Origin of the sequence: Pantoea sp. MBLJ3, assembly GCF_000816655.1 — a bacterium.
GTDB classification, from domain to species: domain Bacteria; phylum Pseudomonadota; class Gammaproteobacteria; order Enterobacterales; family Enterobacteriaceae; genus Pantoea; species Pantoea eucalypti.
Genome location: NZ_JSUT01000005.1, coordinates 446,612 through 472,404, shown reverse-complemented (window position 1 = coordinate 472,404; position 25,793 = coordinate 446,612). Strand labels below are relative to the sequence as shown.

General features: G+C 55.4%; 23 protein-coding genes. 10 read left to right on the top strand and 13 right to left on the bottom strand.

What is annotated here, in order from left to right; genetic code table 11:
- The first annotated feature begins 178 nt into the window (after positions 1–178).
- The 5 genes from NP77_RS08645 to sanA all read left to right on the top strand — a co-directional run bounded on the left by NP77_RS08645 (position 179) and on the right by sanA (position 5,089).
- The gene (locus NP77_RS08645; protein ID WP_039659777.1) at positions 179–571 is read left to right on the top strand and encodes a CidA/LrgA family protein; all 393 of its coding nucleotides are present in this window, start codon (positions 179–181) and stop codon (positions 569–571) included.
- The gene (locus tag NP77_RS08640; protein ID WP_004571249.1) at positions 564–1,256 is read left to right on the top strand and encodes a CidB/LrgB family autolysis modulator; all 693 of its coding nucleotides are present in this window, start codon (positions 564–566) and stop codon (positions 1,254–1,256) included. The genes NP77_RS08645 and NP77_RS08640 overlap by 8 nt, the downstream gene beginning before the upstream one ends.
- A gap of 120 nt (positions 1,257–1,376) precedes the next feature.
- A complete protein-coding gene (gene cdd, locus NP77_RS08635; RefSeq protein WP_039659775.1) occupies positions 1,377–2,267 on the top strand; it encodes a cytidine deaminase in 891 nt (296 codons plus the stop codon).
- Positions 2,268–2,536: 269 nt separating this feature from the next.
- Complete coding sequence (locus tag NP77_RS08630; protein ID WP_004571247.1) at positions 2,537–4,234, top strand: NAD-dependent malic enzyme; 1,698 nt, start codon at positions 2,537–2,539, stop codon at positions 4,232–4,234.
- A gap of 135 nt (positions 4,235–4,369) precedes the next feature.
- Complete coding sequence (gene sanA / locus NP77_RS08625; protein ID WP_004571246.1) at positions 4,370–5,089, top strand: outer membrane permeability protein SanA; 720 nt, start codon at positions 4,370–4,372, stop codon at positions 5,087–5,089.
- Between the two features lie 312 nt (positions 5,090–5,401).
- On the opposite strand, the gene mglC is transcribed toward sanA, so the two are convergent.
- The 7 genes from mglC to NP77_RS08590 all read right to left on the bottom strand — a co-directional run bounded on the left by mglC (position 5,402) and on the right by NP77_RS08590 (position 13,639).
- Entirely contained in the window at positions 5,402–6,412 is a 1,011-nt protein-coding gene (gene mglC, locus NP77_RS08620) for a galactose/methyl galactoside ABC transporter permease MglC (RefSeq protein ID WP_003854114.1), read from the bottom strand.
- Between the two features lie 19 nt (positions 6,413–6,431).
- Entirely contained in the window at positions 6,432–7,952 is a 1,521-nt protein-coding gene (gene mglA / locus NP77_RS08615; protein WP_003854115.1) for a galactose/methyl galactoside ABC transporter ATP-binding protein MglA, read from the bottom strand.
- Positions 7,953–8,020: 68 nt separating this feature from the next.
- Complete coding sequence (mglB, locus tag NP77_RS08610; RefSeq protein ID WP_003854116.1) at positions 8,021–9,016, bottom strand: galactose/glucose ABC transporter substrate-binding protein MglB; 996 nt, start codon at positions 9,014–9,016, stop codon at positions 8,021–8,023.
- 309 nt (positions 9,017–9,325) lie between these two features.
- Positions 9,326–10,366, bottom strand: coding sequence for an HTH-type transcriptional regulator GalS (gene galS / locus NP77_RS08605; RefSeq protein WP_003854118.1), 1,041 nt, complete (start codon positions 10,364–10,366; stop codon positions 9,326–9,328).
- A gap of 146 nt (positions 10,367–10,512) precedes the next feature.
- Positions 10,513–11,673: a DUF418 domain-containing protein YeiB gene (gene yeiB, locus NP77_RS08600; protein WP_039659771.1), complete on the bottom strand. Its 1,161-nt coding sequence runs from the start codon at positions 11,671–11,673 to the stop codon at positions 10,513–10,515.
- Between the two features lie 48 nt (positions 11,674–11,721).
- Positions 11,722–12,387 (bottom strand): GTP cyclohydrolase I FolE, encoded by a 666-nt coding sequence (folE, locus tag NP77_RS08595; RefSeq protein WP_008926107.1) that lies wholly within the window; start codon positions 12,385–12,387, stop codon positions 11,722–11,724.
- Positions 12,388–12,511: 124 nt separating this feature from the next.
- Complete coding sequence (locus NP77_RS08590) at positions 12,512–13,639, bottom strand: YbfB/YjiJ family MFS transporter (protein WP_008926108.1); 1,128 nt, start codon at positions 13,637–13,639, stop codon at positions 12,512–12,514.
- Between the two features lie 117 nt (positions 13,640–13,756).
- On the opposite strand from NP77_RS08590, the gene NP77_RS08585 reads away from it, so the two are divergent.
- The 3 genes from NP77_RS08585 (at position 13,757) to fghA (ending at position 16,721) form a co-directional block, all read left to right on the top strand.
- Positions 13,757–14,668, top strand: coding sequence for a LysR family transcriptional regulator (locus tag NP77_RS08585; RefSeq protein WP_003854125.1), 912 nt, complete (start codon positions 13,757–13,759; stop codon positions 14,666–14,668).
- A 73-nt stretch (positions 14,669–14,741) separates the two neighbouring features.
- Entirely contained in the window at positions 14,742–15,866 is a 1,125-nt protein-coding gene (locus NP77_RS08580; RefSeq protein WP_003854127.1) for an S-(hydroxymethyl)glutathione dehydrogenase/class III alcohol dehydrogenase, read from the top strand.
- 12 nt (positions 15,867–15,878) lie between these two features.
- Positions 15,879–16,721, top strand: a complete 843-nt coding sequence (fghA, locus tag NP77_RS08575; protein WP_039659768.1) for an S-formylglutathione hydrolase — start codon at positions 15,879–15,881, stop codon at positions 16,719–16,721.
- Positions 16,722–16,864: 143 nt separating this feature from the next.
- Here the strand turns inward: fghA and NP77_RS08570 are convergent, their stop codons facing one another.
- The 5 genes from NP77_RS08570 to NP77_RS08550 all read right to left on the bottom strand — a co-directional run bounded on the left by NP77_RS08570 (position 16,865) and on the right by NP77_RS08550 (position 21,846).
- A complete protein-coding gene (locus NP77_RS08570; RefSeq protein ID WP_003854130.1) occupies positions 16,865–17,653 on the bottom strand; it encodes an ABC transporter ATP-binding protein in 789 nt (262 codons plus the stop codon).
- Complete coding sequence (locus tag NP77_RS08565; RefSeq protein WP_003854131.1) at positions 17,653–18,729, bottom strand: iron ABC transporter permease; 1,077 nt, start codon at positions 18,727–18,729, stop codon at positions 17,653–17,655. Before NP77_RS08565 ends, NP77_RS08570 begins: the two co-directional genes overlap by 1 nt.
- Positions 18,730–19,011: 282 nt before the next feature.
- On the bottom strand, positions 19,012–20,478 hold the full coding sequence (locus NP77_RS08560) for an amino acid permease (RefSeq protein ID WP_003854132.1): 1,467 nt from the start codon (positions 20,476–20,478) through the stop codon (positions 19,012–19,014).
- A gap of 117 nt (positions 20,479–20,595) precedes the next feature.
- Complete coding sequence (gene yieE / locus NP77_RS08555) at positions 20,596–21,462, bottom strand: DNA-binding transcriptional regulator YeiE (RefSeq protein WP_003854133.1); 867 nt, start codon at positions 21,460–21,462, stop codon at positions 20,596–20,598.
- Positions 21,463–21,471: 9 nt separating this feature from the next.
- Entirely contained in the window at positions 21,472–21,846 is a 375-nt protein-coding gene (locus NP77_RS08550) for a YkvA family protein (RefSeq protein WP_039659764.1), read from the bottom strand.
- A 106-nt stretch (positions 21,847–21,952) separates the two neighbouring features.
- Here NP77_RS08550 and NP77_RS08545 point away from each other — a divergent pair, with 106 nt between their 5' ends.
- Both NP77_RS08545 and nfo read left to right on the top strand, forming a co-directional pair.
- The gene (locus tag NP77_RS08545) at positions 21,953–23,008 is read left to right on the top strand and encodes a YeiH family putative sulfate export transporter (protein ID WP_003854135.1); all 1,056 of its coding nucleotides are present in this window, start codon (positions 21,953–21,955) and stop codon (positions 23,006–23,008) included.
- A gap of 51 nt (positions 23,009–23,059) precedes the next feature.
- Positions 23,060–23,905, top strand: coding sequence for a deoxyribonuclease IV (gene nfo / locus NP77_RS08540; protein ID WP_003854136.1), 846 nt, complete (start codon positions 23,060–23,062; stop codon positions 23,903–23,905).
- Positions 23,906–24,070: 165 nt separating this feature from the next.
- On the opposite strand, the gene fruA is transcribed toward nfo, so the two are convergent.
- On the bottom strand, positions 24,071–25,783 hold the full coding sequence (gene fruA, locus NP77_RS08535; protein ID WP_039659762.1) for a PTS fructose transporter subunit IIBC: 1,713 nt from the start codon (positions 25,781–25,783) through the stop codon (positions 24,071–24,073).
- Positions 25,784–25,793 lie beyond the last annotated feature (10 nt).

The window sequence follows — 25,793 nt, the reverse complement described above, 5'->3', positions numbered from 1 at the left end:
CTTCGTGCCTTAGCTCTGGCGCGAAGGGTTTTCTCTTCTCTGTTCCCACGACTACCCAACCTCTCCTTTTCTTTCCCGGCACGCTTCACCCGGCACTGCCCTGTACCCATAAGTGTGATCGCTAGCACGCTAAGCGGTTAATGCGTATGATGAAGCTCAGTGAAAACAGGAGCCTGCCATGCTCACCGTGCTGTCTGTCTGCGGACGTTATCTTCGCGCTTTTATCATCATTTATCTCTGCTTATACGCCGGTATCGGTATCGCCTCGCTGCTGCCTATAAAAATGCCCGGCAGCATTCTGGGGATGTTAATTCTGTTTGCCCTGCTTGCGTCACAGATTCTGCCAGTCAACTGGGTGAAGCCGGGATGCCATCTGCTGATTCGCTACATGGCGCTGCTGTTTGTGCCGATTAGCGTCGGGGTAATGAGCTACACCGATATTCTTACCGCGCAGTTCGGCCCTATCGTTGTCTCCTGCGTCGTCAGCACCCTGCTGGTCCTCTCCATTGTTGGCGTAAGTGCCCACAAGCTTCACAGCCGCCGTCCGGCCGGGGGGTCTGCTGATGAGTGAGATATGGTGGTCGCTGCCATTGACGCTGGCCGCCTTTTTTCTGGCGCGCAAGCTGGCGATAAAACTGAAGATTTCGCTGCTCAATCCGCTGCTGGTGGCGATGGCGATCATTATCCCGATACTGCTGCTGTTACAGCTGCCCTACTCGCGCTATTTCGCAGGCAGTGAGATTCTCAATCAGCTGTTGCAACCGGCCGTGGTTGCGCTGGCATTGCCGCTGTATGAGCAGATGCACCAGATTCGTGCCCGCTGGAAGTCCATTATCGGCGTCTGCTTTATTGGCAGTGTGACCGCCATGAGTTCAGGTACTGCTATTGCTCTGTGGATGGGTGCCACGCCCGAAATTGCCGCCACGATCATGCCCAAATCCGTGACCACACCCATCGCGATGGCTGTCTCCGGCTCGCTGCATGGTATCCCCGCTATCAGCGCTATATGTGTACTTATTGCCGGTGTGCTGGGTGCGGTGTTCGGGCACACGGTACTGAATCTGCTGGGCGTGAAGTCTAAAGCCGCGCGCGGACTGGCAATTGGCAATGCGTCACATGCCCTGGGCACAGCACGCGCGGCCGAGCTCGACTATCAGGAGGGCGCCTTCAGTTCACTGGCGCTGGTGATCTGCGGCATCATCACCTCACTGCTGGCGCCCTTTATTTTTCCGCTCCTGCTGCACTGGTTTGGCTGAAACTTTGCGATAGATCTCGCAAAGTTGAAACATGCAACACAGGTTACATTGTCAGAGCGATGTGGATCACATATAAACCGGTGACTGGCACATCGCCCTGCTGAATTTAATGAGGCTCACATGCAATCCCGTTTCCTCTCCGCTTTTGAGGCATTGCCGTCAACGCTGCAAACTGCACTGGTTCCCCTGCTGAACGAGGCTGACTTCAACGCCGTGCTCAGCGCCGACCAGGTCGCCTCGCTGCAACAACAGACCCAGATGGATGCCGATGCACTGGCGCTGGCGCTGCTGCCTCTGGCGGCGTCCTGCGCCGTGGCTACCGTGTCGCATTTTAACGTCGGGGCGATTGCCCGTGGCGTCAGCGGCAACTGGTACTTCGGGGCCAACATGGAATTTGTCGGCACGGCGATGCAGCAGACGGTTCACGCCGAGCAGAGCGCCATTACCCATGCGTGGCTGCGTGGCGAGCGCCAGCTTGAGACGATAACCGTTAACTACACGCCGTGCGGGCACTGCCGTCAGTTTATGAACGAGCTGAACAGCGGCACCAGCATTCGGATCAGCCTGCCAAAGCGCGCGATCAGCACCCTGGCCGACTATCTGCCCGATGCCTTTGGCCCACGCGATCTCGACATCACAACCTTCCTGATGGACGAGGTTGATCATGGTTACGTGGCCGTGGGCGATGAACTGGTACAGGCCGCCGTGGCCGCCGCCAATGCCAGCCATGCGCCTTACAGTCAGTCACACGCTGGTGTTGCCCTGCTGACCCAGGATGGCGCGATTGTCGCGGGTCGCTATGCGGAAAATGCCGCGTTCAACCCAAGCTTCCCGCCACTTCAGGCGGCGCTGGTCTTGCTGAACATGCAGGGCGGCGATGTTCATCAGATAAAAAAAGCGGTTTTAGCTGAAGCAGAAAATGCCACGTTAAGCCAGTTTGCCGCCACACAGGCAACACTTGAGACATTTGGTTGCGGTGAGCTGCTGCAGGTGACGCTGTACAAAGCATAACCCGCTGTCAGAGAGGCCACAGTTTTGTGAGCTTTTATGAACAAACGCTGTACTTCTGCGGGAAATTTCATAGGATCTGGCGCCAGAATTCACGTGATCACAAATTACTCTGAATAATTCAGGTTGCAGGATGGCACCGCGGTCGTGAATCTTTCTGGAGCGGTTACCCTGCCGCTGCCGGGCCTGCAGTCTGAGCTATAACGGGTAAGAAAACTGGCGCTACCTTTCCGGCGTGACGCCAGACAACACTGCAACCGGAGCATCACTGCATGGAACTCGACTACGAAAGTAAACGCCCGCTGTATATCCCTTATGCTGGCCCGATTTTGCTGGAATTTCCCCTGTTAAACAAAGGCAGCGCCTTCAGTATCGAAGAACGTAACGAATTCAACCTCAATGGTCTGCTGCCAGAAGCCGTAGAATCGATTGAAGAACAGGCGCAGCGTGCCTGGCGTCAGTTCCAGGACTTCAAAAACAATAACGATAAGCATGTCTACCTGCGCAACATCCAGGACACCAACGAAACGCTGTTTTACCGCCTGCTGGATAACCATCTCGAAGAGATGATGCCGATTATCTACACCCCGACCGTTGGCGCAGCGTGTGAACACTTCTCTGAAATCTACCGCCGTGCGCGTGGCGTGTTCATCTCCTACCCAAACCGCGATCGCATCGAAGATATGCTGCAAAACGCCACCAAGCAGAATGTGAAGGTCATTGTGGTGACTGATGGCGAACGTATTCTGGGCCTCGGCGATCAGGGCATCGGTGGCATGGGTATCCCGATTGGTAAGCTTTCGCTGTATACCGCCTGTGGCGGCATCAGCCCGGCGTACACGCTGCCGGTTGTGCTGGATGTCGGCACCAACAATCAGCAGTTGCTGAACGATCCGCTCTACATGGGCTGGCGTCATCCGCGTATCACTGGCGAAGAGTATGATACGTTCGTGAATGAGTTTATTCAGGCCGTTAAGCGCCGCTGGCCGAAAGTGCTGTTGCAGTTTGAAGATTTCGCCCAGAAGAATGCTATGCCGCTGCTGAACCGCTATCGCGATGAAGTCTGCTGCTTTAACGACGATATTCAGGGCACCGCCGCCGTGACCGTTGGCACGCTGATTGCGGCCAGCCGCGCAGCCGGTAGCCGCCTGTGCGAGCAGAAAGTGGTGTTCCTGGGTGCCGGTTCTGCGGGTTGCGGAATCGCTGAACAGATCATTGCGCAGATGAAATCAGAAGGTCTGAGTGATGATGAAGCGCGTGGCCGGGTAATGATGGTGGATCGCTTTGGTCTGTTGACTGATAAGCTCCCCAACCTGCTCGACTTCCAGAGCAAGCTGGTGCAGAAAAGCGAAAACCTGCAGACCTGGGATATCACCAATGATTCCATTTCGCTGCTGGATGTCGTACGCAATGCGAAACCCGATATTCTGATTGGTGTCTCCGGCCAGCCGGGTCTGTTCACCGAAGAGATCATTCGCGAGATGCACAAGCACTGTAAGCGCCCTATCGTGATGCCGTTGTCGAACCCGACATCACGCGTGGAAGCCACACCTGCGGATATCATTGCCTGGACTGACGGTGCCGCGCTGGTCGCCACGGGCAGCCCGTTCTCACCGGTGAGCTGGAATGGTAAAACCTATCCGATTGCGCAGTGCAACAACTCCTATATCTTCCCCGGTATTGGGCTGGGTGTGATTGCGTCAGGCGCCAGCCGCGTTACCGATACCATGCTGATGACCGCCAGCCGTGCGCTCGCCGACTGTTCACCGCTGGTGAATGAAGGCGAAGGCCCGGTGCTGCCTGAGATTAAAGATATTCAGGGTGTGTCGAAAATCATTGCGATGGAAGTGGGTAAAGCGGCTCAGCTGGCGGGTGTCGCCGTAGTGACCTCAGAGGATGTGTTGTCACAGGCTATCGCCAACAACTTCTGGCTGCCGCAGTATCGTCATTATCGTCGTACCTCGATTTAACCTTCAGACTGCCGGATCGCAGGCGATCCGGCAGTGTTCAAAAATAGCACAGCCAGCCGGCAGTAACTTGCTTCACTGCGACAGCTCAAGTAGCCTTGTCCCATCTCAACATTCTGACATCGAGTCTCCAGGCGCATGCTGAAACGCGTTTCCATTGGTCTGCTTTTCATCATCTTACTGATGATGGCAACGGCGCTCGGCCTTGATCGTTGGATCAGCTGGAAAACTGCGCCTTTTATCTACGAAAATGTCGCCTCTTTACCCCATCGTCAGGTTGGCGTGGTGCTGGGTACGGCTAAATATTATCGTACCGGCGTCATCAATCAGTATTACCTCTATCGCATTCAGGGCGCGCTGAACGCCTACAACAGCGGCAAGGTCAATTACCTGCTGCTGAGTGGTGATAACGCGCTGCAAAGTTATAACGAGCCGATGACCATGCGACGCGACCTCATCAAAGCTGGTGTCGATCCGGCTGATATCGTGCTCGATTATGCCGGGTTCCGTACGCTGGACTCCATCGTTCGCACACGTAAAGTGTTTGATACCAACGATTTCATTATTATCACGCAGCGTTTTCACTGTGAGCGTGCGCTGTTTATCGCCTTACAGCTGGGCATTCAGGCGCAGTGCTATGCGGTGCCCTCACCTAAAAACATGCTCAGCGTGCGCTTCCGTGAAGTCGGTGCCCGACTGGGCGCGCTGGCGGACCTCTTTCTGCTCAAGCGTGAACCTCGCTTCTTAGGTCCGCTGGTACCTATTCCCGCCGTACGCGATGTCCCTGAAGATGCGCAGAGTTACCCTGCGGTGACGCCGGAGCAGCTGCTGGAGCTGGAACAAAAACTGCGGAAATAGCTGGCGCTCAGCGGCTTCTTTTAGCTTTGCTGAAATCGCATTGTTAGCACTTTGCTGCGGTCTGGCAGCAAGGTACAAGGTTCAGGGAATTCTGACAGCAACGACTAAGCTCAACGCGCAGGGAACAGGGTCAGAAGAGGAAAGCGTCCCGCGCCATGGATGGCGCGGGCCGAGCGTGTCATGGATGACGGCCTTTGCGACTTTCCGATCTGACCCTGTTCCCTTCGCTGACTCGATCTCACAGCAATTCCTCACAACATCTGCCCATAAAAAAAGCGACCCAAAGGTCGCTTTCTTAGCGTTGAATCAGACTTACTTCTTACGAGAGTATTTCAGTGAATCCAGCGCAACGGCGAAGATAATGATGCCGCCTTTAATGATGTACTGCCAGTAAGGGTTGACGCCGATATAGGTCAGACCGTAGTTGATAACGGTGAAGATCAGTACACCGGTCACGACGCCCGCTACGCTACCCACACCACCGGCAAAGGAGACGCCGCCGACCACACAGGCCGCAATCGCATCCAGCTCATACATAAAGCCGAGGTTGTTGGTGGCAGAACCGATACGACCCGCTTCCAGCATCCCGCCGAAGGCGTAGAATACACCTGACAGGGCATAGATCATGATCAGGTTCATCGGGACGTTCACGCCAGAGACTTTCGCCGCTTCCGGGTTACCGCCGATAGCAAAAATGTTTTTGCCGAAGCGGGTTTTGTTCCACAGCACCCAGACGAAAATAATGGCAATCACAGCGTAGAACGTGATGAACGACAGTTTGAAATCACCAAAGCGCAAGAAGCCCTGGGTGAATTTCGAGAAGCCCGCGTCAAAACCGGCAATCGGTGATGCACCAACAAAGTCGTAATAGAGTGAGTTGATACCGTAAACGATAATCATGGTGCCCAGCGTGGTGATAAATGGCGTTACCTTCAGGTAAGCAATAATCACACCGTTGACCAGACCAATCACACCGCCGATGATGCACACGGTCAGAATAACCAGTGGAATCGGCACGGTATCCAGCGTCGGGAAGACTTTGTTCGCGTTATCCATCGCCTGCAGCAACGTCGCGGCGACAACCGCAGCCAGACCAACCTGACGTCCGGCTGACAGGTCAGTACCCTGGGTCACAATCAGACCTGCCACACCCAGTGCAATAATAATGCGCACTGAAGATTGGGTCAGAATATTACTCAGGTTCATTAAACTTAAAAACGATGGATCCTGGAAGATGATAATAGCCAGCAATACCAGCAGAACGACGTAAATGCCGCCCTCTTTTAACCAGGTTAGCGCATTCTTTTTTGTGGTCGCTTTCATGTTAACAGCCCTTGCTTCATTAAAGGTGTAATGACGCTAAACGCAATATTTCGTTCTGCGTGGTCGTTTTGGTATCAACTATGCCTGCTACCAGTCCATTACTCATTACCAGAATACGATCGGTAATGCCTAACAGCTCCGGCATTTCAGAAGAGATAATAATGATGCCCTTTTCTTTCTTCGCCAGCTCAGCAATCAACTGGTAAATTTCGAATTTTGCACCAACATCAATACCGCGAGTTGGTTCATCAAGCATCAGGATTTCAGGCTGGGTCAATAACCAGCGGCCAATAATCACTTTTTGCTGGTTACCGCCCGAAAGCGAACCAATTTGAGTATGGTGGCCTGGTGTCTTAACGCGCATAGAATCGATCACCCACTGGGTATCACTCTTCATGCGTTTATTATCCAGCAGCCCCATACTGTTTTTATATTTTTTAATATTGGAAATAAGCGAGTTAAAACCAATATCCAGATAAGCATAAATACCGGTTGAGCGACGCTCTTCCGTCACCAGCGCAAAACCGTGGTTAATGGCTTCGTTGGCGCTGTGATTATTAATCGGTTTACCATGCAGTTTAATGGTGCCGCCCGATTTTTCGCGAATGCCAAACAGCGTTTCGACGATATCGGTACGTTTGGCGCCCACCAGCCCGGCAATGCCGAGTATCTCCCCTTTACGCAGATCAAATGAGATGTCACGAATCGACGGCTGACGCAGCGACGTCAGATTGCGCACCTCAAGAATGGTCTCGCCTGGCACGTTGGTACGGTCAGGGAAACGCTGGTTCAGTGAACGGCCGACCATCATAGCGATGATCTTATCCATATCCAGCCCTTCCAGCGGCTGAGAGGTAATCCACTGACCATCACGCAGAATGGTGATCTCATCGCACAGCTGGAAAATCTCTTCCATCTTGTGCGAAATATAAACAATGCCGCAGCCGCGATCTTTCAGTTTGCGAATAATCGTGAACAGGTGATTAACCTCTTTCTCAGTCAGCGAGGAAGTCGGTTCATCCATAATCACAATTTTCGCGTCGTAAGAGAACGCTTTGGCAATTTCAATCATCTGCATCTGAGATACAGAAAGATTGGCAACTTTGTCGCGCGGATCGATATCGATATCCAGCTCGTCAAAAATCGCTTTTGTATCCTGATACATTTTATCCTGATCGACAAAAAAGCCTTTGCGCGGATAGCGCCCAAGCCACATGTTGTCCATCACGGTACGTTGCAGTACCAGGTTTAATTCCTGATGCACCATCGACACGCCATTTTCCAGCGCCTCTTTGGAGCTTTTATAATCGATCTCGTTACCCTGAAACAGGATACTGCCGGTATCTTTTTTATAGATACCAAACAGGCATTTTAATAATGTGGATTTCCCGGCACCGTTCTCGCCCATTAATGCATGAACAGAGTGAGGCCGCACTTTCAAATTAACATTATCTAACGCTTTAACGCCGGGAAATGATTTTGAAACATTCGTCATTTCCAGCAAATATTCTCGCTGCGCGGTCGTGTTATCACTGGCCATATTTTACCTGGCTAAAAAACGGTGGTGACATAAAAAAGGCGCGACCGCGGTCGCGCCCGTAATCGATCTTATTTCACGAACTGAGACAGATTTTCTTTATCAACCGGCACGTAAGGAACGCGGACGATCTTATCAACCATCTTGAAGTTAGTGCCGTCAGTTGCCGCTTTGCCGTTCGCCAGGTTATTGGCAATATCCAGCGTCGCTTTCGCCTGGTTTTCCGCATCGTTCAGCACGGTACCGGCCAGCGCACCGGATTTAACCAGCGCCAGCGCTTCTGGCAGGGCATCGACGCCGAACACAGGGATTGACGTCATGTTGTGCGCTTTCAGCGCTTCAACCGCACCCATTGCCATCGCATCGTTGTTGGCAATCACCACTTCGATTTTTTTGGCGTTCGGGCCTGACAACCATGCATCCATCTTATCTTTAGCCTGAGCGGTATCCCACATGGCCGTATCCATTGCTAACTGCTGGGTTTTCAGACCATCTTTGTTCAGGGTGTCGATCACATATTTGGTACGGGCTTCTGCATCAGGATGACCCGGCTCGCCTTTCAGCAGCACGAACTGAATGGTGCCATCTTTGTTCAAATCCCAGGCTGGTGTCGCTTTCCAGTGTTTCTCGATCAGCTGACCCTGAATGATGCCGGACTCTTTAGAGTCGGTACCGACATAGTAGGCTTTGTCATAACCAGCCAGCACTTTGGCGTTCGGTTCTTTGTTGAAGAAGACAACCGGCACATCGTTAGCACGCGCTTTGTCTACGATCACCGCAGCGGCAGCCGGGTCAACCAGGTTAATCGCCAGCGCTTTCACGCCTTTTGCCATCAGCACGTCAACCTGATCGTTCTGTTTGGACTGGTCGTTCTGTGAGTCATTCATCAGCAACTGTACGCCACCGATCGCTTTCGCTTCTTTCTCGATGTCTTTACGCACCATTGACATGAAGTTGTCATCGTATTTGTAAATGGTCACGCCGATACGGGTGTCAGCTGCGTGAGCGGTTGCACCAAACATCATGCTGGCAACCAGTGCTGTAAGCGTGAAAACCTTCTTATTCATGGTATCTCCGGTTTTATTATGCAGGGTCTTTTTAGCGCTACCGCGTAACATGCGGGAGAGCAATCGGTAAAACAGATCGGCGCGTCGGCTAACGTAATGGGGATGTTGAGCCGTTGAACACCGTCTAAAACCTGACATCCTTGTGCCTGAATGCTTCCATGAAGAGGGGGTGAACCCTATAACCGGCTACTGAGACCACAACTGATGCCGTTACACTGGCGTTACATAATGTTTCAGTCCGGTAAGACGCTGCCATCATAGTGAGAGCAATGTTAATTAACTGTGAATGTAATCACAGATTGAAAACGGTTACATGCCTGAATCACCTGAATTAGTGACGGACTCCACATTTTGCCGCTGCGCCACCGAATGACGCCGCACCAGCGTCGGCATAAAGATATGTGTTGCGGTGTCATCAAGCAGGCCTGCTGCGCCCTGCAGTGCCAGTTCAGTGGCGATTTTTGCCATAGATACAATGGGATAGCGAACAGTCGTTAACTGTGGGTCGGTGTAACGGGAAATGGGAATATCATCGAAGCCAATGACAGAAAAATGCTGTGGAACCTGAATGCCGTTGTCTTTCAGCGCAGTGAGCGCGCCAGCTGCCATGCCGTCGTTATAGGCAAACACCGCCGTAAGGTTGAGATTGCGCCCCAGCAACTCCACCATCGCTGCTTCACCGCCCTGCATGTCGGGCTCTGCACTGGCTATCCAGCTCTCCTGGGGCCGAATGCCCTGCTCTGCCATCGCCTGCATCCACCCTTCACGACGCTGGGCGACATCTTCGATCGGATGACTGGAGCAGAGATAGCCGATGCGGCTATGTCCCTGTTGTAACAGGGTTCTTGAAGCCATCAATGCGCCAGTGACGTTATCCAGACTGACGCTGCGGTGTTCAAAACCGGGAACGATACGGTTAATGACCACCATGCCGGGTACGTGCTGCATAAAGTCCGCCAGTTCCGCATCCGGCAGTGTTTTTGCATGCACCACCAGCGCGCTGCAGCGCTGACGGATCAGCACTTCAATGGCATGACGCTCTTTCTCTTCCTGATGCCAGGAGTTGCTGATTAACACATGTTTGTGCACGCGCTGCGCTACGGTATCGACTGCTTTAACCAGCGCCCCGAAGAAGGGATCGGAGACATCCATCACCACCACCCCAATCGTGTCGCTGACCTGCGTCGCCAGCGCCTGGGCGTTGGCGTTAGGGCGATAGCCCAGCGCTTCAACCGCCTGTAACACGGTATCACGGGTGTCTGAGGTCACGGCGTTGCTCTGATTAAGGACGCGCGACACGGTCGCCACTGACACGCCAGCCTGACGGGCAACATCACGAATAGTTATCATGCAGCAGTTCCAGAAAGGAAAATTAGGCATCACGCCGGGTTGAACACCGGCGCTATTTTGTCAGGGGCAGGAGGCGTACAGCGTGAATTGCGTCACATCAATGAAAACGGTTACATACAATTCTGTAACCTTTGTGATGACGGTCATTATCTTGCGTTGTCAGTGATGCGTGATCTGCCGGTTGAGAGCAGCGTAAACCGCCGCCAAAGCCATTCCAGCGGACCCTGTGCAAAGAAATGTAACCAGATGAGTGAAAACAGGATATTGAAGAGCCATACCGCAGGCACTATCAGCAGCAGTTCCAGCCGGGTAAAGTGCATATAGAAGCCAAAGCGATAGAACAACGTAGTGCAGATCACGGTCTGAAGCAGGTAGTTGGTCAGCGCCATCCGGCCCACGCACTGGATGGCATAGCTGATGCGCCAGCGCACGATCTGCGGCCAGTAAGCCAGGCAGAGTGCGGTGTAGCCCAGACTAATTAGCGGGCTGGCAAGGTCGCGCGGCGCTTGCAGGTAAAATGCGGTCCAGCGAAACTCCCAATGTAACAGCCATTGCGCTGCCACACCGGCCACCGCAATGGCGAACCCAATGATTAACAGCAGCGCCGCCGCCTGACGATAATGCCGTGCAGGGAATTCGCCAATCAGCCAGCCGCTGCGCAGCAGTGCGCCACCGATCATCATCAGACCTGCCAGCTGCCAGCCATACTGCGCTGCAAGCGCCATCAGCCCTGACGAAAGATGGTCCAGCCGGTTCTGTATCGCGTCCCAGCCGCCAGCGAGTTTCCAGAACTGTTCATATTGCAGTTCCGCTGCGCCCGGCAGCCAGGAATTAGTCGGTTCAGGAGAGGAGATCGACCCAAACACCAGCAGCACCCCACAGCCGACCAGGTAGAGCAGAATGCCGGTATTCATCAGGCTGCGGGTGGAGGGAACATCACGCAGCACCCGCCACACCACCAGCCCGATAATGCCGTAGTCCAGCAGGATGTCCCCTTCCCAGAGAAAAACCCCGTGAACAAAACCGATCAGGACCAGAAGGGAAAGCCGGGCTGTGAGCCAGCGACTGCCGCGCGGCAGCTGCATTTGCAGACCCGCGCCAAACAGCAGCGCAAACAGCGTGAGGAATTTGAGCTGAGCAAAAACGTCAGAGAGTGCCCATGTCCAGGCATCGGAAAGCGTGACGCTACCCTGCCAGGCTGGATTAAGGTAGGCGGCTGAAGGCAGACCGAAGCCGACAATATTGAGCAGCAGAATGCCGAGAATGGCACATCCACGAATGAAATCCAGCGCGTGATAGCGTTGCATGCGGCACCTGCACATTGAGGCGGGCAACGTTATGCGCCCGCCATAAACTCAACTATGGCGCACCGCGCGCAAAAATTCCTGACGGGTGTTCTGACTTGACTTGAACAGGCCACCCAGCGACGTCGTGGTAGTGGCGCTGGTGGCATCTTTTACGCCACGCGCTTTGACACAGTAGTGCACCGCATCAATAGAAACAGCCACATTGTTAGTGCCCAGCAGCGTCTGCAATGCAACCAGAACCTGCTGCGTCAGCCGCTCCTGCACCTGCGGACGCTGAGCAAAGAACTGCACGATGCGGTTAATTTTCGACAGGCCAATCACCTTTTCTTTGGGAATATAGGCGACGGTAGCCTTGCCATCGATGATCACAAAGTGGTGTTCACAGGTGCTGGTCAGGGTGATATCACGCACGGTCACCATCTCATCGACCTTCATTTTGTTCTCAATGACGGTGATTTTCGGGAAGTTTGCGTAGTCGAGGCCGGAAAAGATTTCATCCACATACATTTTGGCGATGCGATGTGGCGTTTCCATCAGGCTGTCATCTTCAAGATCCAGATTCAGCAGCTGCATAATCTCGGTCATGTGCCCGGCAATCAGGCTCTTACGCGTTTCGTCATCAATGTCGCGCGTCGGTGCACGTAACGGCGTTTCCAGTCCACGCGCCAGCAGCGCTTCGTGAACCAGGGCAGCTTCCTGACTTAAGGTGCTCATCTACTCTTCTCCGGCTGGTGTTGCGCCCGCAAGCTTTTGCCTGCGGGCCCTGTAATCAGGCGCGTATTGTGAAACTTTCTTTGCGGGGAATCCAGCAATCAATCAGATTGGTGATGAAAGCTTTTCACTCAATTCTTCGCCAGACCAGTAGGCCTGCCCAGACCAGACTCACCCCTGCCACCCAGAGCGCAGGCTCAAGCCGATGTAACAAGGCCGTTGAGAGAAAAGAGAGCAGCGGGCCGACAAGTTGTCCAATCGCATAGCCGGTCGTCAGCAGGCCAGCCATGAATCGCAGATGGTTGGGCGCCAGTTCGCGGGCGCAGAGCATTGACAACTGCACCACACTCAGGAAGCCGCCTCCGACCAGCAACGCACCGGCCAGCAGGCCACTAAAGCCGGGCAGCAGCGCCGCAGCAAACACACCCAGCGCCTGTGCCCAGAGCACCAGCGCCAGGCGGACATGGCTGTGCCCCCAGCGCCGCGTCAGAATACCCAGCAGGATGCCGATCATTGCCGCCCCGCCAAATATCGGCCAGACAAACTGCGCGAAGATGCCGTCAGGAAAACGTGTGGCGGCCATCTGCGACAGAAAAGTCGCGGGCAGGATGTAGCCAAACCCTGCCAGACTGTAACTCAGCACCAGACGTTTAAGATTGCGGTTCAGCACCAGCGGCTCGGGTGCCTGATCCGGACGATGCAGTTCGCCGCGACGCGGTAAATTACGGGTGATTAACGCAATCAGCAGCAGCGCCAGCGCCCCGTAAGCAGCCCAGGCAAGACCGGCGGAGACCTGGAATGTGTGCAGCGCTACCCCCAGCAAACCACTGACAAAAATGCCGCAACCCGGTCCGGCAAACACGGCCGCCGACAACCCTGCCCGCCCATGCCGATGCAGCTGTTCGTTGCTCCAGGCCGCCACCAGCACCATCGCCCAGCCGCTGGCCCAGCCAATCAGAAAACGAATAGCGCCATGCAGCCACGGGCCGGTTGCCAGTGCCGAGAGCAGCGTCAGGATTACCGCGCCCCATACACCCGCCTGCAGCCGCAGTTCGACCCTTTGATGCGCCCGCATCGCATCAAAGGAGCCACACAGGTAGCCTAAATAGTTGAGGGCTGCGACCAGGCTGGCACTGGTAAGCGTCAGCTGGTGAGCCTGAATCATCAGTGGCACCTGCGGCGTAAAGGCAAATCGCCCTATGCCCATCGCCACAAATAAAGTTAAAAATGCACTGAGCGCGACGCGTAACGCCATTGCTGAACTCCTGTTGTTCTGCCCTGAGATCTCTTCTGACTTGCTAATAGCATGCAGGATGACTAAACTCACGGAAAGTGAATAATATTAACCAACTTGTTTACAGGAAGAGAAGATATGGATTTAGTTCAGCTGCGTATGTTCTGTTCCGTCGCCGAAACGGGTTCACTGGCGCGCGCAGCAGAACATCTGCATCGCGTCCCCTCTAATCTCACCACGCGGCTGCGTCAGCTGGAAGAGGAATTAGGTGTTGATCTCTTTATTCGTGAGAAGCAGCGCATTCGCCTGTCGCCGATGGGCCATAATTTCCTGAATTATGCGCAACGCATTCTGGCGTTAAGTGAAGAAGCGATGAGCATGACCCGAACCGGCGAACCGGCGGGAAACTTTGCACTGGGCTCCATGGAGAGCACCGCAGCGACCCGCCTGCCTGGCCTGCTCGCCGCCTATCATCAGCGCTTTCCTAAAGTGGCGCTGTCGCTGATTACCGGCACCTCAGGCGAAATTATCGATCGGGTCCGTGAAGGCACCCTGGCCGCTGCGCTGGTGGATGGCCCGGTTTCTCATGATGACCTGAATGGCTGCATCGCTTTTCGCGAGGAGATGGTGCTGATCACCGGGCTGGATCATGGGCCAATCACCACGGCGCGCGACGTGCAGGACGATACTCTGTTTGCGTTCCGCAACAGCTGCTCTTACCGGGTGAAGCTGGAGAGCTGGTATCGCGACAGCCAGACCGCACCCAACAGTGTGATGGAGATTCAGTCCTATCACGCCATGCTGGCCTGCGTAGCGGGCGGTGCAGGGGTCGCGATGATTCCGGCTTCGGTGCTGAAGCAGATGGCGGATCGGTCGCGGGTGCAGGCGCATACCCTGCCCGCAGCTTATCGCGACACCGCCACCTGGCTGATGTGGCGGCGTGACGCCTTTACCCCGAATGTCGAAGCGCTGAAATACCTGATTATTGAACAGTTTGACGATCGTCCGCTCAACGATGAGCTGATCCACCCATTGCAGGCGACGGAATAAGCGTTCCACGCTATGTTTAACTCACGAAAAAAGGCGCTATTACGCGTCACAATCTGACTGGAAGAGGGATTGCATGAACATGATCAAAACCCGTGCCGCGGTTGCCTGGGCTGCTGGCGAACCACTGAAAATCGAAGAAGTGGATTTAATGCCACCGCAAAAAGGTGAAGTGCTGGTGCGTATTGTCGCGACCGGTGTCTGTCATACCGACGCCTACACCCTTTCCGGCACTGACCCGGAAGGTGTTTTCCCGGCGATCCTTGGCCATGAAGGCGGCGGCATCGTGGAAGCGGTGGGCGAAGGCGTAACCAGCGTGGAAGTGGGAGACCATGTCATCCCGCTTTACACCCCGGAGTGCGGCAAATGTAAGTACTGTCTGTCGGGCAAAACTAACCTCTGCCAGGCGATTCGCGCCACCCAGGGTAAGGGCCTGATGCCGGACGGCACCACCCGCTTCTTCAAAGATGGCAAACCGATTTTCCATTACATGGGCACCTCGACCTTCTCTGAATACACCGTCATCCCGGAGATCTCACTGGCAAAAATCAGTAAAGAAGCACCGCTGGAAGAGGTTTGTCTGCTGGGCTGTGGCGTCACGACCGGCATGGGCGCGGTAATGAACACCGCCAAAGTGAAAGAAGGCGACACCGTGGCGATCTTCGGTCTCGGCGGCATCGGTCTTTCTGCGGTGATTGGCGCGAAAATGGCGAAAGCAGGCCGTATCATTGCCATCGACCTCAACACCAGCAAATTCGATCTGGCACGTAAACTGGGTGCCACCGATCTGATTAACCCGAAAGATTACGACAAACCGATTCAGGATGTGATTGTCGAGCTGACCGACGGCGGCGTGGACTTCTCGTTTGAGTGTATCGGTAACGTCAACGTAATGCGTTCCGCACTGGAGTGCTGCCACAAAGGCTGGGGCGAGTCTGTGATTATCGGTGTTGCCGGTGCCGGTGAAGAGATCTCTACCCGTCCGTTCCAGCTGGTAACCGGTCGCGTCTGGCGCGGTTCCGCGTTTGGTGGCGTAAAAGGCCGTTCACAGCTGCCAGGCATTGTGCAGGATTACCTCGACGGTAAATTTGCCCTTAACGACTTCATCACTCACACCATGCCGCTGGAAGAGATCAACGACGCCTTTGATTTGATGCACGAAGGAAAATCGATTCGCTCGGTCGTGCACTTTAACAAGTAATCAGGAGGCGTTATGGCATCCACTCTGGAGCTACTGGAAGAACACCGTATTTTTGGCGGCTGGCAGCAGCGCTGGCGTCATCAGTCAGCCGTGCTGAACTGCCCGATGACCTTTAGCATCTATCTGCCCACCCCGCACGGTGATGCACCGCCGCCGGTGGTCTGGTTTTTAGCCGGCCTGACCTGTAACGACGAGAATTTCACCACCAAAGCGGGCGCGCAGCGCGTTGCGGCGGAACTGGGTCTGGTGCTGATTATGCCGGACACCAGCCCGCGCGGTGACGGCGTGGCGAACGATGAGGGATACGATCTGGGTCAGGGTGCGGGATTTTATCTCAATGCCACCCAGCAACCCTGGGCGAGTCATTTCCGCATGTTCGACTATCTGAGCAGCGAGTTACCTGCCCTGATTGCGGATAACTTCAAGGTCAGTGAACGCCAGTCAATCATGGGTCATTCTATGGGCGGACACGGCGCGCTGATGCTGGCGCTGCGTCTGGGTAATCGCTTTGCCTCGGCTTCAGCCTTTGCACCGATTGTGAATCCAATGCAGGTGCCTTGGGGCCAGAAAGCGTTTCAGGCCTATCTGGGCGACGATCAGGCGGCGTGGCGGGAATATGACAGCTGCCAGCTGATGGCGGAAGTCTCCCATCGGTTGCCAATGCTGATCGATCAGGGTGACAGCGATCAGTTCCTGGCCGATCAGCTGCAACCAGAGCGGTTAGAGGAGATCGCCCGCGAGGTGGGTTTCCCGCTGACGCTGCGTATTCAGCCGGGTTATGACCATAGCTACTTCTTTATTGCCAGTTTTGTGGAAGATCATCTTCGCTTCCATGCCCAGCATCTGCTGGCGTAAATAATCAGGGCCGCTATTGCGGCCCTCTTTTTTTGCATGCTGTAGAGGCGGGAACATGGTTGCAACGTCAGCGCCCTGCCAGCCCTGCACTCTCCTTTCCGAAAGAGGCGGATACTTCAGCCGCCGCAACCTTAACCTGACGATCAGACTAAGGCCGGACCGGTCAGCCCATCGATCATCACCTGCGGAATGCCGCGTGAGCAGTGTTCGATACGCCCGTTGACGCCATACACTTTTGCCAGCGTAGCCGGCGTAATCACCTTATCCGGCTGCCCTTCTGCGACCAGCGCGCCCTGCTTAAGCATCAGGGCATGTTGCGCATGACGCAGCGCGATGTTGATGTCATGCACCACCACCACCGTCACGATGTTGCGCTGGGCCGTTTCGCGGCGCACCAGGTCCATGACGTGGAACTGGTAATTGAGATCCAGCGCACTCAGCGGTTCATCCAGCAGCAGCAGTTTAGGGCGACGGATTAAAGATTGCGCCAGCCCGACCAGCTGCTTCTGTCCGCCCGAAAGCTGATCAAGGTAGCGCATCGCCAGATGGGCAATGCCCAGTTGTTCCAGCAGATGCATGATTTCCGCTTCACTGCTGGCACTGTGCAGGCCACCGGAGGCACGCTGTGCCACGATAATCGATTCCAGCACATGCAGATGCACGCCCGCAGGCAGCGACTGTGGCAGATAGACTACGTTTTTCGCACGGCGGGCAAACGGCTGAGTCATGAGATCTTCACCGTTAAGCCACATCTCGCCCTGACCTTTATTCAGACCAGCCAGTGCACGCAACAGCGTCGATTTACCGCAACCATTCGGTCCCAGCAGAACGGTAATCTCACCCCGTGGCAACGGAGCCACGTTGAGGTTTTCAATCACTTTATGTTTGGGATAACCGGCACTGAAGCCGCGTAATGTCAGACCCGTTTCCATTATACCGTCCCCCGATGGCGCAGAATAATACTCAGGAAGAACGGCACACCAATCAGTGACGTCACAATACCCACGGGAATAATGACACCCGGCAGCAGGTTTTTCGACGCGACTGACGCCAGGGAGAGCACCAGCGCGCCAACCAGCGCACTGGCAGGCAGATAAAAACGGTGATCTTCACCAAACATCATGCGGGCAATGTGGGGTGCAACCAGGCCGATGAAGCCAATGGGTCCCACAAACGCCACCGCAAGCGCCGAAAGGATACTGATGCGCAGCAAGGTGGTCAGGCGCAGCCGACGCACGTCGATACCAAAGCTCACGGCGCGGTCTTCACCCAGACGCAGCGCCGTCAGCTTCCAGCTGCTCATCATTGAGAACGGCACCAGGATGGCCAGCGCCACGGTCAGCACGCCCAGCTTCTCCCAGGAGGCGCGCGCCAGGCTGCCCATGGTCCAGAACACCAGACCCTGCAGCGTATCTTCGCTGGCAATGAACTGCATCATTGAGACCAGTGCGTTAAAGGTAAAGACCAGTGCGATACCGAACAAAACGACGCCCGCAGAGGAGACCTGCGTCCAGCGGGTCACGGCATCCAGCATCAGCGCGGCAAACAGTGCAAAGACAAAGGCGTTGGCTGAGATTAACCACTGATCAGGAATGCCAGGAATACCGACGCCGAGAATGATCGCCAGCGCGGCACCAAACGCCGCCGCCGATGAGACACCGAGCGTAAACGGGCTGGCCAGCGGGTTATTCAGGATAGTCTGCATTTCTGCGCCGGCCAGGCCCAGCGACAGCCCGACCACCAGCGCCATCAGTGCATAAGGCAGACGAATATCCCAGACGATAACACGGGTACCGGCATCGACACTGTCGGGGCTGAGCAGCGTATTCCACAGCGTGTCCAGTGAGAGCCCGGCCGGACCGAGCGTAAAGTCGAGGATTAACGAGGCAACAATCGCCACCAGTAATACGCCAATCCAGATCAGGCGGCGGCGCAGCACCTGATGATAGTTTTGCATGGTGTGGTGAAGCGTCTCTTCCCCCGCCAGCAGCGAAGTTTCGGTAGTCATTTTTGAACCCTGTGTGGCTATCACGTCAGAAAACGCAGTCACAATAGTGCAGGTGATAATAATTATCAATTCGTTCGCATAAGCGAGGCGAGAAAAAACCGTAAAAAATGGTGTTGTTAGGGGAACGATAATGGCAGTTATAGCGCCTTGACGTTAAAGATGGGGAAGATGCTCAGGGCGCATACGTCTTTCGCAAAGACGTATGCGCCTATCGCTTTAAGGCCGGGAGCTGCCTCAAGGCGCTGTGTCAGGTACCTGACTTAACAGCGCCAGCGCACAGTTCTAATCTTTATGAACCGGGAACTCCATCTCGCTGTACTTCACGAAACGGCTGCCGCGCGTCAGCCTGTAGCCGAACCAGATAATCAGGAACAGCGGAAGGCCAATGTAGGTGGCCGCTACGCTGTACCAGTCAATGCTGTCGTTAAGGAATGCCTGATAGTTCTGACCCAGCGTAATGATCAGGCAAAGCACAAAGGCGAAGATCGGCCCCAGTGGGAAGAAGCCGGAACGGTAAGGCAGATCGTTAAGATCATGACCCTGGGCAACATAGCCGCGGCGGAAGCGATAGTGACTGATGGCAATACCCAGCCAGGCGATAAAACCGGTCATGCCTGAGGTATTCAGCAGCCACAGATAGACTTCCTGATTGCCAAACTTAGAGGTCAGGAAGCACAGCCCGGCCACGACGGTCGTCGCCCATAAGGCATTGCGCGGAACGCCGCCTTTAGAGAGTTTCGCGAAAATGCGCGGCGCTTTGCCTTCACTCGCCAGGTTGTAAAGCATACGCGTTGAGGCGTACATACCGGAGTTACCGGCTGACAGCACCGCCGTCAGGATCACCGCATTCATCACCGCTGCCGCAGAGAGCAGACCGGCGTTCTGGAACACCAGGGTGAACGGGCTGACGCTGATATCGTCAATGTCGTTATGCAGCAACTGCGGATCGGTGTACGGCAGGATCAGACTGATAATCAGGATGGCGAACACATAGAACAGCAGGATACGCCAGAAAATCTGCCGCACCGCGCGCGGGATATTTTTCGCCGGATCTTCAGATTCGCCCGCCGCGATACCGATCAGCTCGGTGCCCTGGAAGGAGAATCCCACAATCATCGCTACGCCAATCATTGCCGCAAAGCCACCCGCAAACGGCGCATCGCCAACCTGCCAGTTATGCCAGCCCGCATGCTCCGCACCGCGCATAATGCCGGTAATCATCAGCACGCCAACAATGATAAAGATAATCACGGTGGCCACTTTAATCAGCGAGAACCAGTATTCCGCCTCGCCAAAGCCTTTCACCGAGATGTAGTTAAGCAGGAATATCAGACCCAGGAACAACGCGCTCCAGATCCAGCCTGGCGTGTCAGGGAACCAGTAGGTCATCACCAGCTGGGACGCCACCAGGTCAACCGCGATGGTCACCGCCCAGTTGTACCAGTAGTTCCAGCCGAGGGCGAAGCCAAAGCCCTCTTCAACATATTTCGCGCCGTAGGTGGCGAAAGAACCCGATACGGGCATAAAGGCGGCCAGCTCACCGAGACTGGTCATCAGGAAGTAGACCATCAGGCCGATGAGCATATAGGAGAGAAGTGCTCCGCCGGGGCCAGCCTGTGCGATGGTTGCGCCAGAGGCGACAAACAGGCCAGTACCGATTGAGCCGCCGATGGCGATCATCGTCAGATGACGGGCTTTTAACGCACGTCGTAATGCAGGTTGTTGTGTTGTATTTGGGTCATTATGCATGTGTTAACGCTACGCTGGGTAAAAATGAGGCGCGATTGTAGCAGCCAGACCGCCTCTGTATAGCTGATGCCATGCTGTTATAAGTTATGTTCATGATCGCGCCCGAATTATTAGCGGTCACTCACGGCAATAGGACAAAAAGCGCGTCAGCGCTTTTGAAATATGCTTCTGCCGGTGATGAATGCGGTAGAGCGTTCGGGTCAGACGCGGCAACGGAATCGTCAGTTCTGTCAGCGTGCCCGCCTCCAGCAGATCGGCAATCACCCGGCGTGAAAGACAGCTGATCCCCATGCCATGCCGCACTGCATGCTTGATCGCTTCGGAGTTGCCCAGCTCCATGCCCAGCTGAAAACTTGGCAGGTGTGACAACAGCAGATAGTCGACGATTTCACGGGTGCCCGAGCCGCGCTCGCGCAGGATCCAGGGCGCTTCGGCCAGCGTTTTCAGCGTCACCGGCTGTTGCAGGATCGCGGCGTCAGGTGCGGCAAACACCACCAGTTCATCTTCCAGCCAGGGTTCACTGACCAGCTCGGTCATGTGACACGGCCCTTCAATCAACCCGACGTCTACGCGAAAATCGGAAACCGCCTGAATCACATCCTGACTGTTTCCGACGCTCAGCTCCAGCGGCAACCCCGGAAAATCACGGCGATAAGCGGCCATCATGCCCGGCAGCAGATAGTTACCGATGGTGCTGCTGGCGAAGATGCGAATTGCGCCGTTATCCTCTTTGAACAATTGCTCAATTTCACCTGCCTGCTCCAGCAGTCCTACCGCACGCGGATAGAGCAGCCGCCCGTGCTCATTTAACACCAGCCGTTTGCCGACCCGATCAAACAGCTGCACCCCGAGCTGACTCTCCAGATCGGCCAGCGCCGCGCTGACTGCGGACTGCGACAGCGCCAGCAACTGCGAAGCCTGCGTCGTTGAACCGCTTTTGAGCACTTCGGTGAACACTTCGATTTGCCGCAGCGTAATGTGCATTGTTGCCTCTTAACTCAATGAATGCCTGACAAGATAAATCATTAATGCCAGCCAGAGCAGCCCGGCGACGCCCAGCCAGCCAGCCATTTTTTTACCGCGCGCACGCTGAGACTGCGCTTTCGCGATGCTGCTGATACGCACGTCTTTCGGCAGCAACCGCATCAGCACCATGACGCCCGTCGGGATAATCACCGCGTCATCCAGCAGACCAACAAACGGGATCACATCCGGGATGAGATCGATCGGGCTGACGCCATACGCGACCAGCCCCAGCATCGCCACTTTGTTCCACCAGGGCGTGCGCGGATCGCGAAAGGCAAACCACAGCACCCGGGCATCTCTTTTGATCAGCGTCGCCCAGCGGCGCAGACGCGAAACTATCATGATTGCGGCCTTATCGTTTATTCTGGTCAATTATAAATATATTATCAATTTCACTTTTAAGCCAGTCGCCGTCATGATCATGACTCAACCATGAGGAGTGACCACCATGACCGAACTGAGCATCGCTAAACCCCATCATCCTGTTACGCTCTGGTTCCCCGGTCTGCTGCTGACTGCCGCGATTGCCGCGGCTGCCAGCTGGCTCGCACAGCAACCGGTGGTGGCAGCAGCGGGGCTGGGTTCACTGACCCTGGCAATCATGCTGGGCATCCTGGTCGGCAATAGCGTCTATACGCCTCTGGCGTCGCGCTGCGACAGCGGCGTGATACTGGCTAAGCAGAAGCTGCTGCGGCTGGGGATCATCCTGTTTGGATTTCGCATCACCTTACAACAGATTGCCGACGTTGGTTTTAGCGGCATCCTGATTGATGCGCTGACGCTGAGCAGCACCTTCTTTATTACCTGCCTGCTGGGCATCCGGCTGCTGAAACTGGATCGCGATACCGTCTGGCTGATTGGCGCGGGCAGCAGCATCTGTGGGGCAGCGGCCGTACTGGCGACCGAGCCAGTGGTAAAAGCCGCCTCCTCGAAAGTGGCGGTGGCTATTGCAACCGTGGTGCTGTTCGGCACGCTGGCAATCTTTATCTATCCAATGCTGTGGCCGCTGGCGCACCATCTTTTTCCAGGCCTGAGTGCATCGCAGTTTGGGGTATTTACCGGTTCGACCATCCATGAAGTGGCACAGGTCGTGGCTGCCGGACACAGCATCAGTCCCGATGCCGAGAACAGCGCGGTGATTGCCAAAATGCTGCGGGTGATGATGCTGGCCCCGTTCCTGCTCTGCCTGAGTGCAGTGCTACGCGGCAAACGCAAAGCGAGCAACGCGCGTCAGCCGGTGACGTTTCCCTGGTTCGCCCTGCTGTTTATCGCAGTCGCGCTGTTTAACTCGCTGCAGCTGCTGCCTGCCACGGTAGTGGCCACGCTGAACGAGCTGGCGGGTCTGCTGCTGGCGATGGCGATGGCGGCTCTGGGATTAACCACCCGTTTTAGCGCATTACGTGAGGCGGGCGTTAAACCGCTGCTTCTGGGCGCACTGGTATTTGGCTGGTTAATCGCGGGTGGCGGCACCATCAATCTGCTGGTGCAACATTTCATGGGCTAACAGCATCGGGTATCATGCCGTTTCATCCGTGCATAGCCCCAGGAGAAAGGCATGAAATATATCGGCGCACACGTGAGTGCGGCAGGTGGTGTGGATCAGGCAGTGATTCGCGCCCATGAAATAGAAGCCACCGCCTTTGCCCTCTTTACTAAAAATCAGCGTCAGTGGAAGGCCGCCCCGCTCTCCACTGAGGTGATTGATGCTTTTCGCGCCGCCTGCGAGACGTACAAATTCAGTCCGCAGCAAATTCTGCCGCACGACAGTTTTCTGATTAACCTCGGTCATCCGGTTGAAGAGGCGCTGGAGAAATCCCGCGCGGCCTTTATTGATGAATTAAAACGTTGTGACCAGCTCGGCCTGACGCTGCTGAACTTCCATCCCGGCAGCCATCTGCATCAGATTGAAGAAGAGGCCTGCCTGAAGCGGATTGCGGAGTCGATCAACATCGCCCTCGACCAGAGCCAGAATGTGACCGCCGTCATTGAGAATACCGCCGGTCAGGGCAGTAACCTCGGATTCCGCTTCGAGCACCTCGCCACCATTATTGAACATGTCGAAGATAAGTCGCGCGTCGGCGTCTGCATTGATACCTGTCATGCGTTTGCTGGCGGGTATGACCTGCGTACCGAAGCGGACTGCGAGGCAACCTTTGCTGAGTTTGAGCGCATTGTCGGCTTTGATTATCTGCGCGGTATGCACCTTAACGATGCCAAAAGCGCCTTCGACAGTCGCGTTGACCGCCATCATAGCCTGGGTGAAGGGAATATCGGCAAAACCGTATTTAGCTGGCTGATGAAAGATCCGCGGTTTGATGGTATTCCGTTAATTCTTGAGACTATTAATCCCGACATCTGGAAAGATGAGATTGCCTGGCTGAAAGCCGAACAGCAGGGATAGAAAAAGGGAGCCAGCTGGCTCCGAGATTTTTGACAAAGTCAGGCCTGGTTGCTGTAAGACTGAGCCTGCACAGGGAACAAGGTCAGATCGGAAAGACGTAAAAGCAAACAGGGAGCCACCGGCTCCCTGTTATTATCACTTCAGCAGATTATGCATTTCTGCACATCAGGCTTTCGCCAGCTGCTCTTCCGGACGTTTCAGTATCGCATAGCCCAGACCCGCAACCGCAGTACCGATGACAATCGACATCAGATAACCGACAACCGGGGTAATGGCGCCAGGGATCAGCAGTACAAACAGTCCACCGTGCGGTGCCATCAGTTTCGCGCCAATCGCCATGGAGATCGCGCCGGTGATTGCGCCGCCCACGATACAGCAAGGCAGAACACGCATCGGGTCACGGGCTGCGAATGGAATCGCACCTTCAGAGATAAAGCAGAGACCCAGAACCAGTGCCGCTTTACCACCTTCCTGCTGACCTTTGTTGAATTTACGACGGGCAACCAGCGTAGCCAGACCCATCGCCAGCGGTGGCACCATACCGGCTGCCATGATGGCGGCCATCGGTGCATACGTCTGCGAACTCAGTAAGCCGACGCCAAATGCGTAAGCCACTTTGTTCACCGGACCGCCCATATCGGTACACATCATGCCGCCCAGGATTGCGCCCAGCAGGACCGCATTCGCCGTGCCCATGTTAGCCAGCCAGTGTGTCAGGCCACTCATGATGCCCGCAACCGGTTTGCCCACCACGTAGATCATCAGCAGGCCGGTGATCAGACTCGCGAACAGCGGGATAATCAATATCGGTTTCAGCGCTTCCATACTCTGCGGCAGTTTGACTTTGCCGCTGATCAGCTTCGCTGCATAACCGGCAATAAAGCCCGCGATAATACCGCCTAAGAAGCCTGCATTGATGCTGGTGGCGATCATACCGCCAATCAGACCTGGCGTCAGACCCGGACGGTCAGCGATGGAGAAGGCGATAAAGCCCGCCAGCACTGGTACCATCAGAGCAAAAGCGCTGCCCCCACCGATTTGCATCAGCGCAGCGGCCAGAGTGCCCTGTTCTTTAAACGCTGTGATACCAAAAGCAAACGACAGGGCGATGCTCAGACCACCCGCGACCACCATCGGCAGCATGTAAGAAACACCGGTCAGCAGGTGACGATAAGCCCCTGCCCCGCCTTTCTTCTCTTCTTCACTGCTATTGCTCTGTCCACCAGCCACCGCTTTATACGGCGTCGCTTCTGCAACCGCTTTATCCAGTTCCTGCGCGGTTTTCTTCAGCGCCAGACCGGTTGAGGTGCGGTACATCGGCTTCCCGTCAAATTTCGCCAGATCCACTTCGATATCAGCTGCGACGATCACCAGATCGGCGGCAGCAACTTCTTCCGGGGTGATGGCGTTACCCGCACCCACTGAACCGCGAGTTTCAACTTTCACCCACCAGCCGCGACGGGTCGCTTCAGCCTGAATAGCTTCGGCAGCCATAAAGGTGTGTGCCACGCCGGTCGGACAGGCGGTAACGGCCACAACGCGTTTCTGCGCGCCAGCCTGAGCCGGTGCTGCAGCTGATGCACCTGCAGGTGTTGCCACAGCCGCAGGAGCCTGCCAGGTTTTGGCTTCAGCTTTGGCGCGGTTAAGGAAGGTTTCCGGCTCGCGGACCGCCAGCTGGATATCACCCAGCCAGACCGCTTTGCCGTTCAGCGCCGCATCATCCGGCACGTTTTTACCCAGCACAATCGCCAGTTCAGCGTCGGCAGGGTTCTCAGTCAGGGTCAGGCCCGCAGCAGCTGCGGCGGCAGCCAGACGTTGTTGCGCCATATATGCGGAAGCCAGTCCCAGTGTAGGGTCTTTAATCAGCAGCGTTTTCATTATCGCTCTC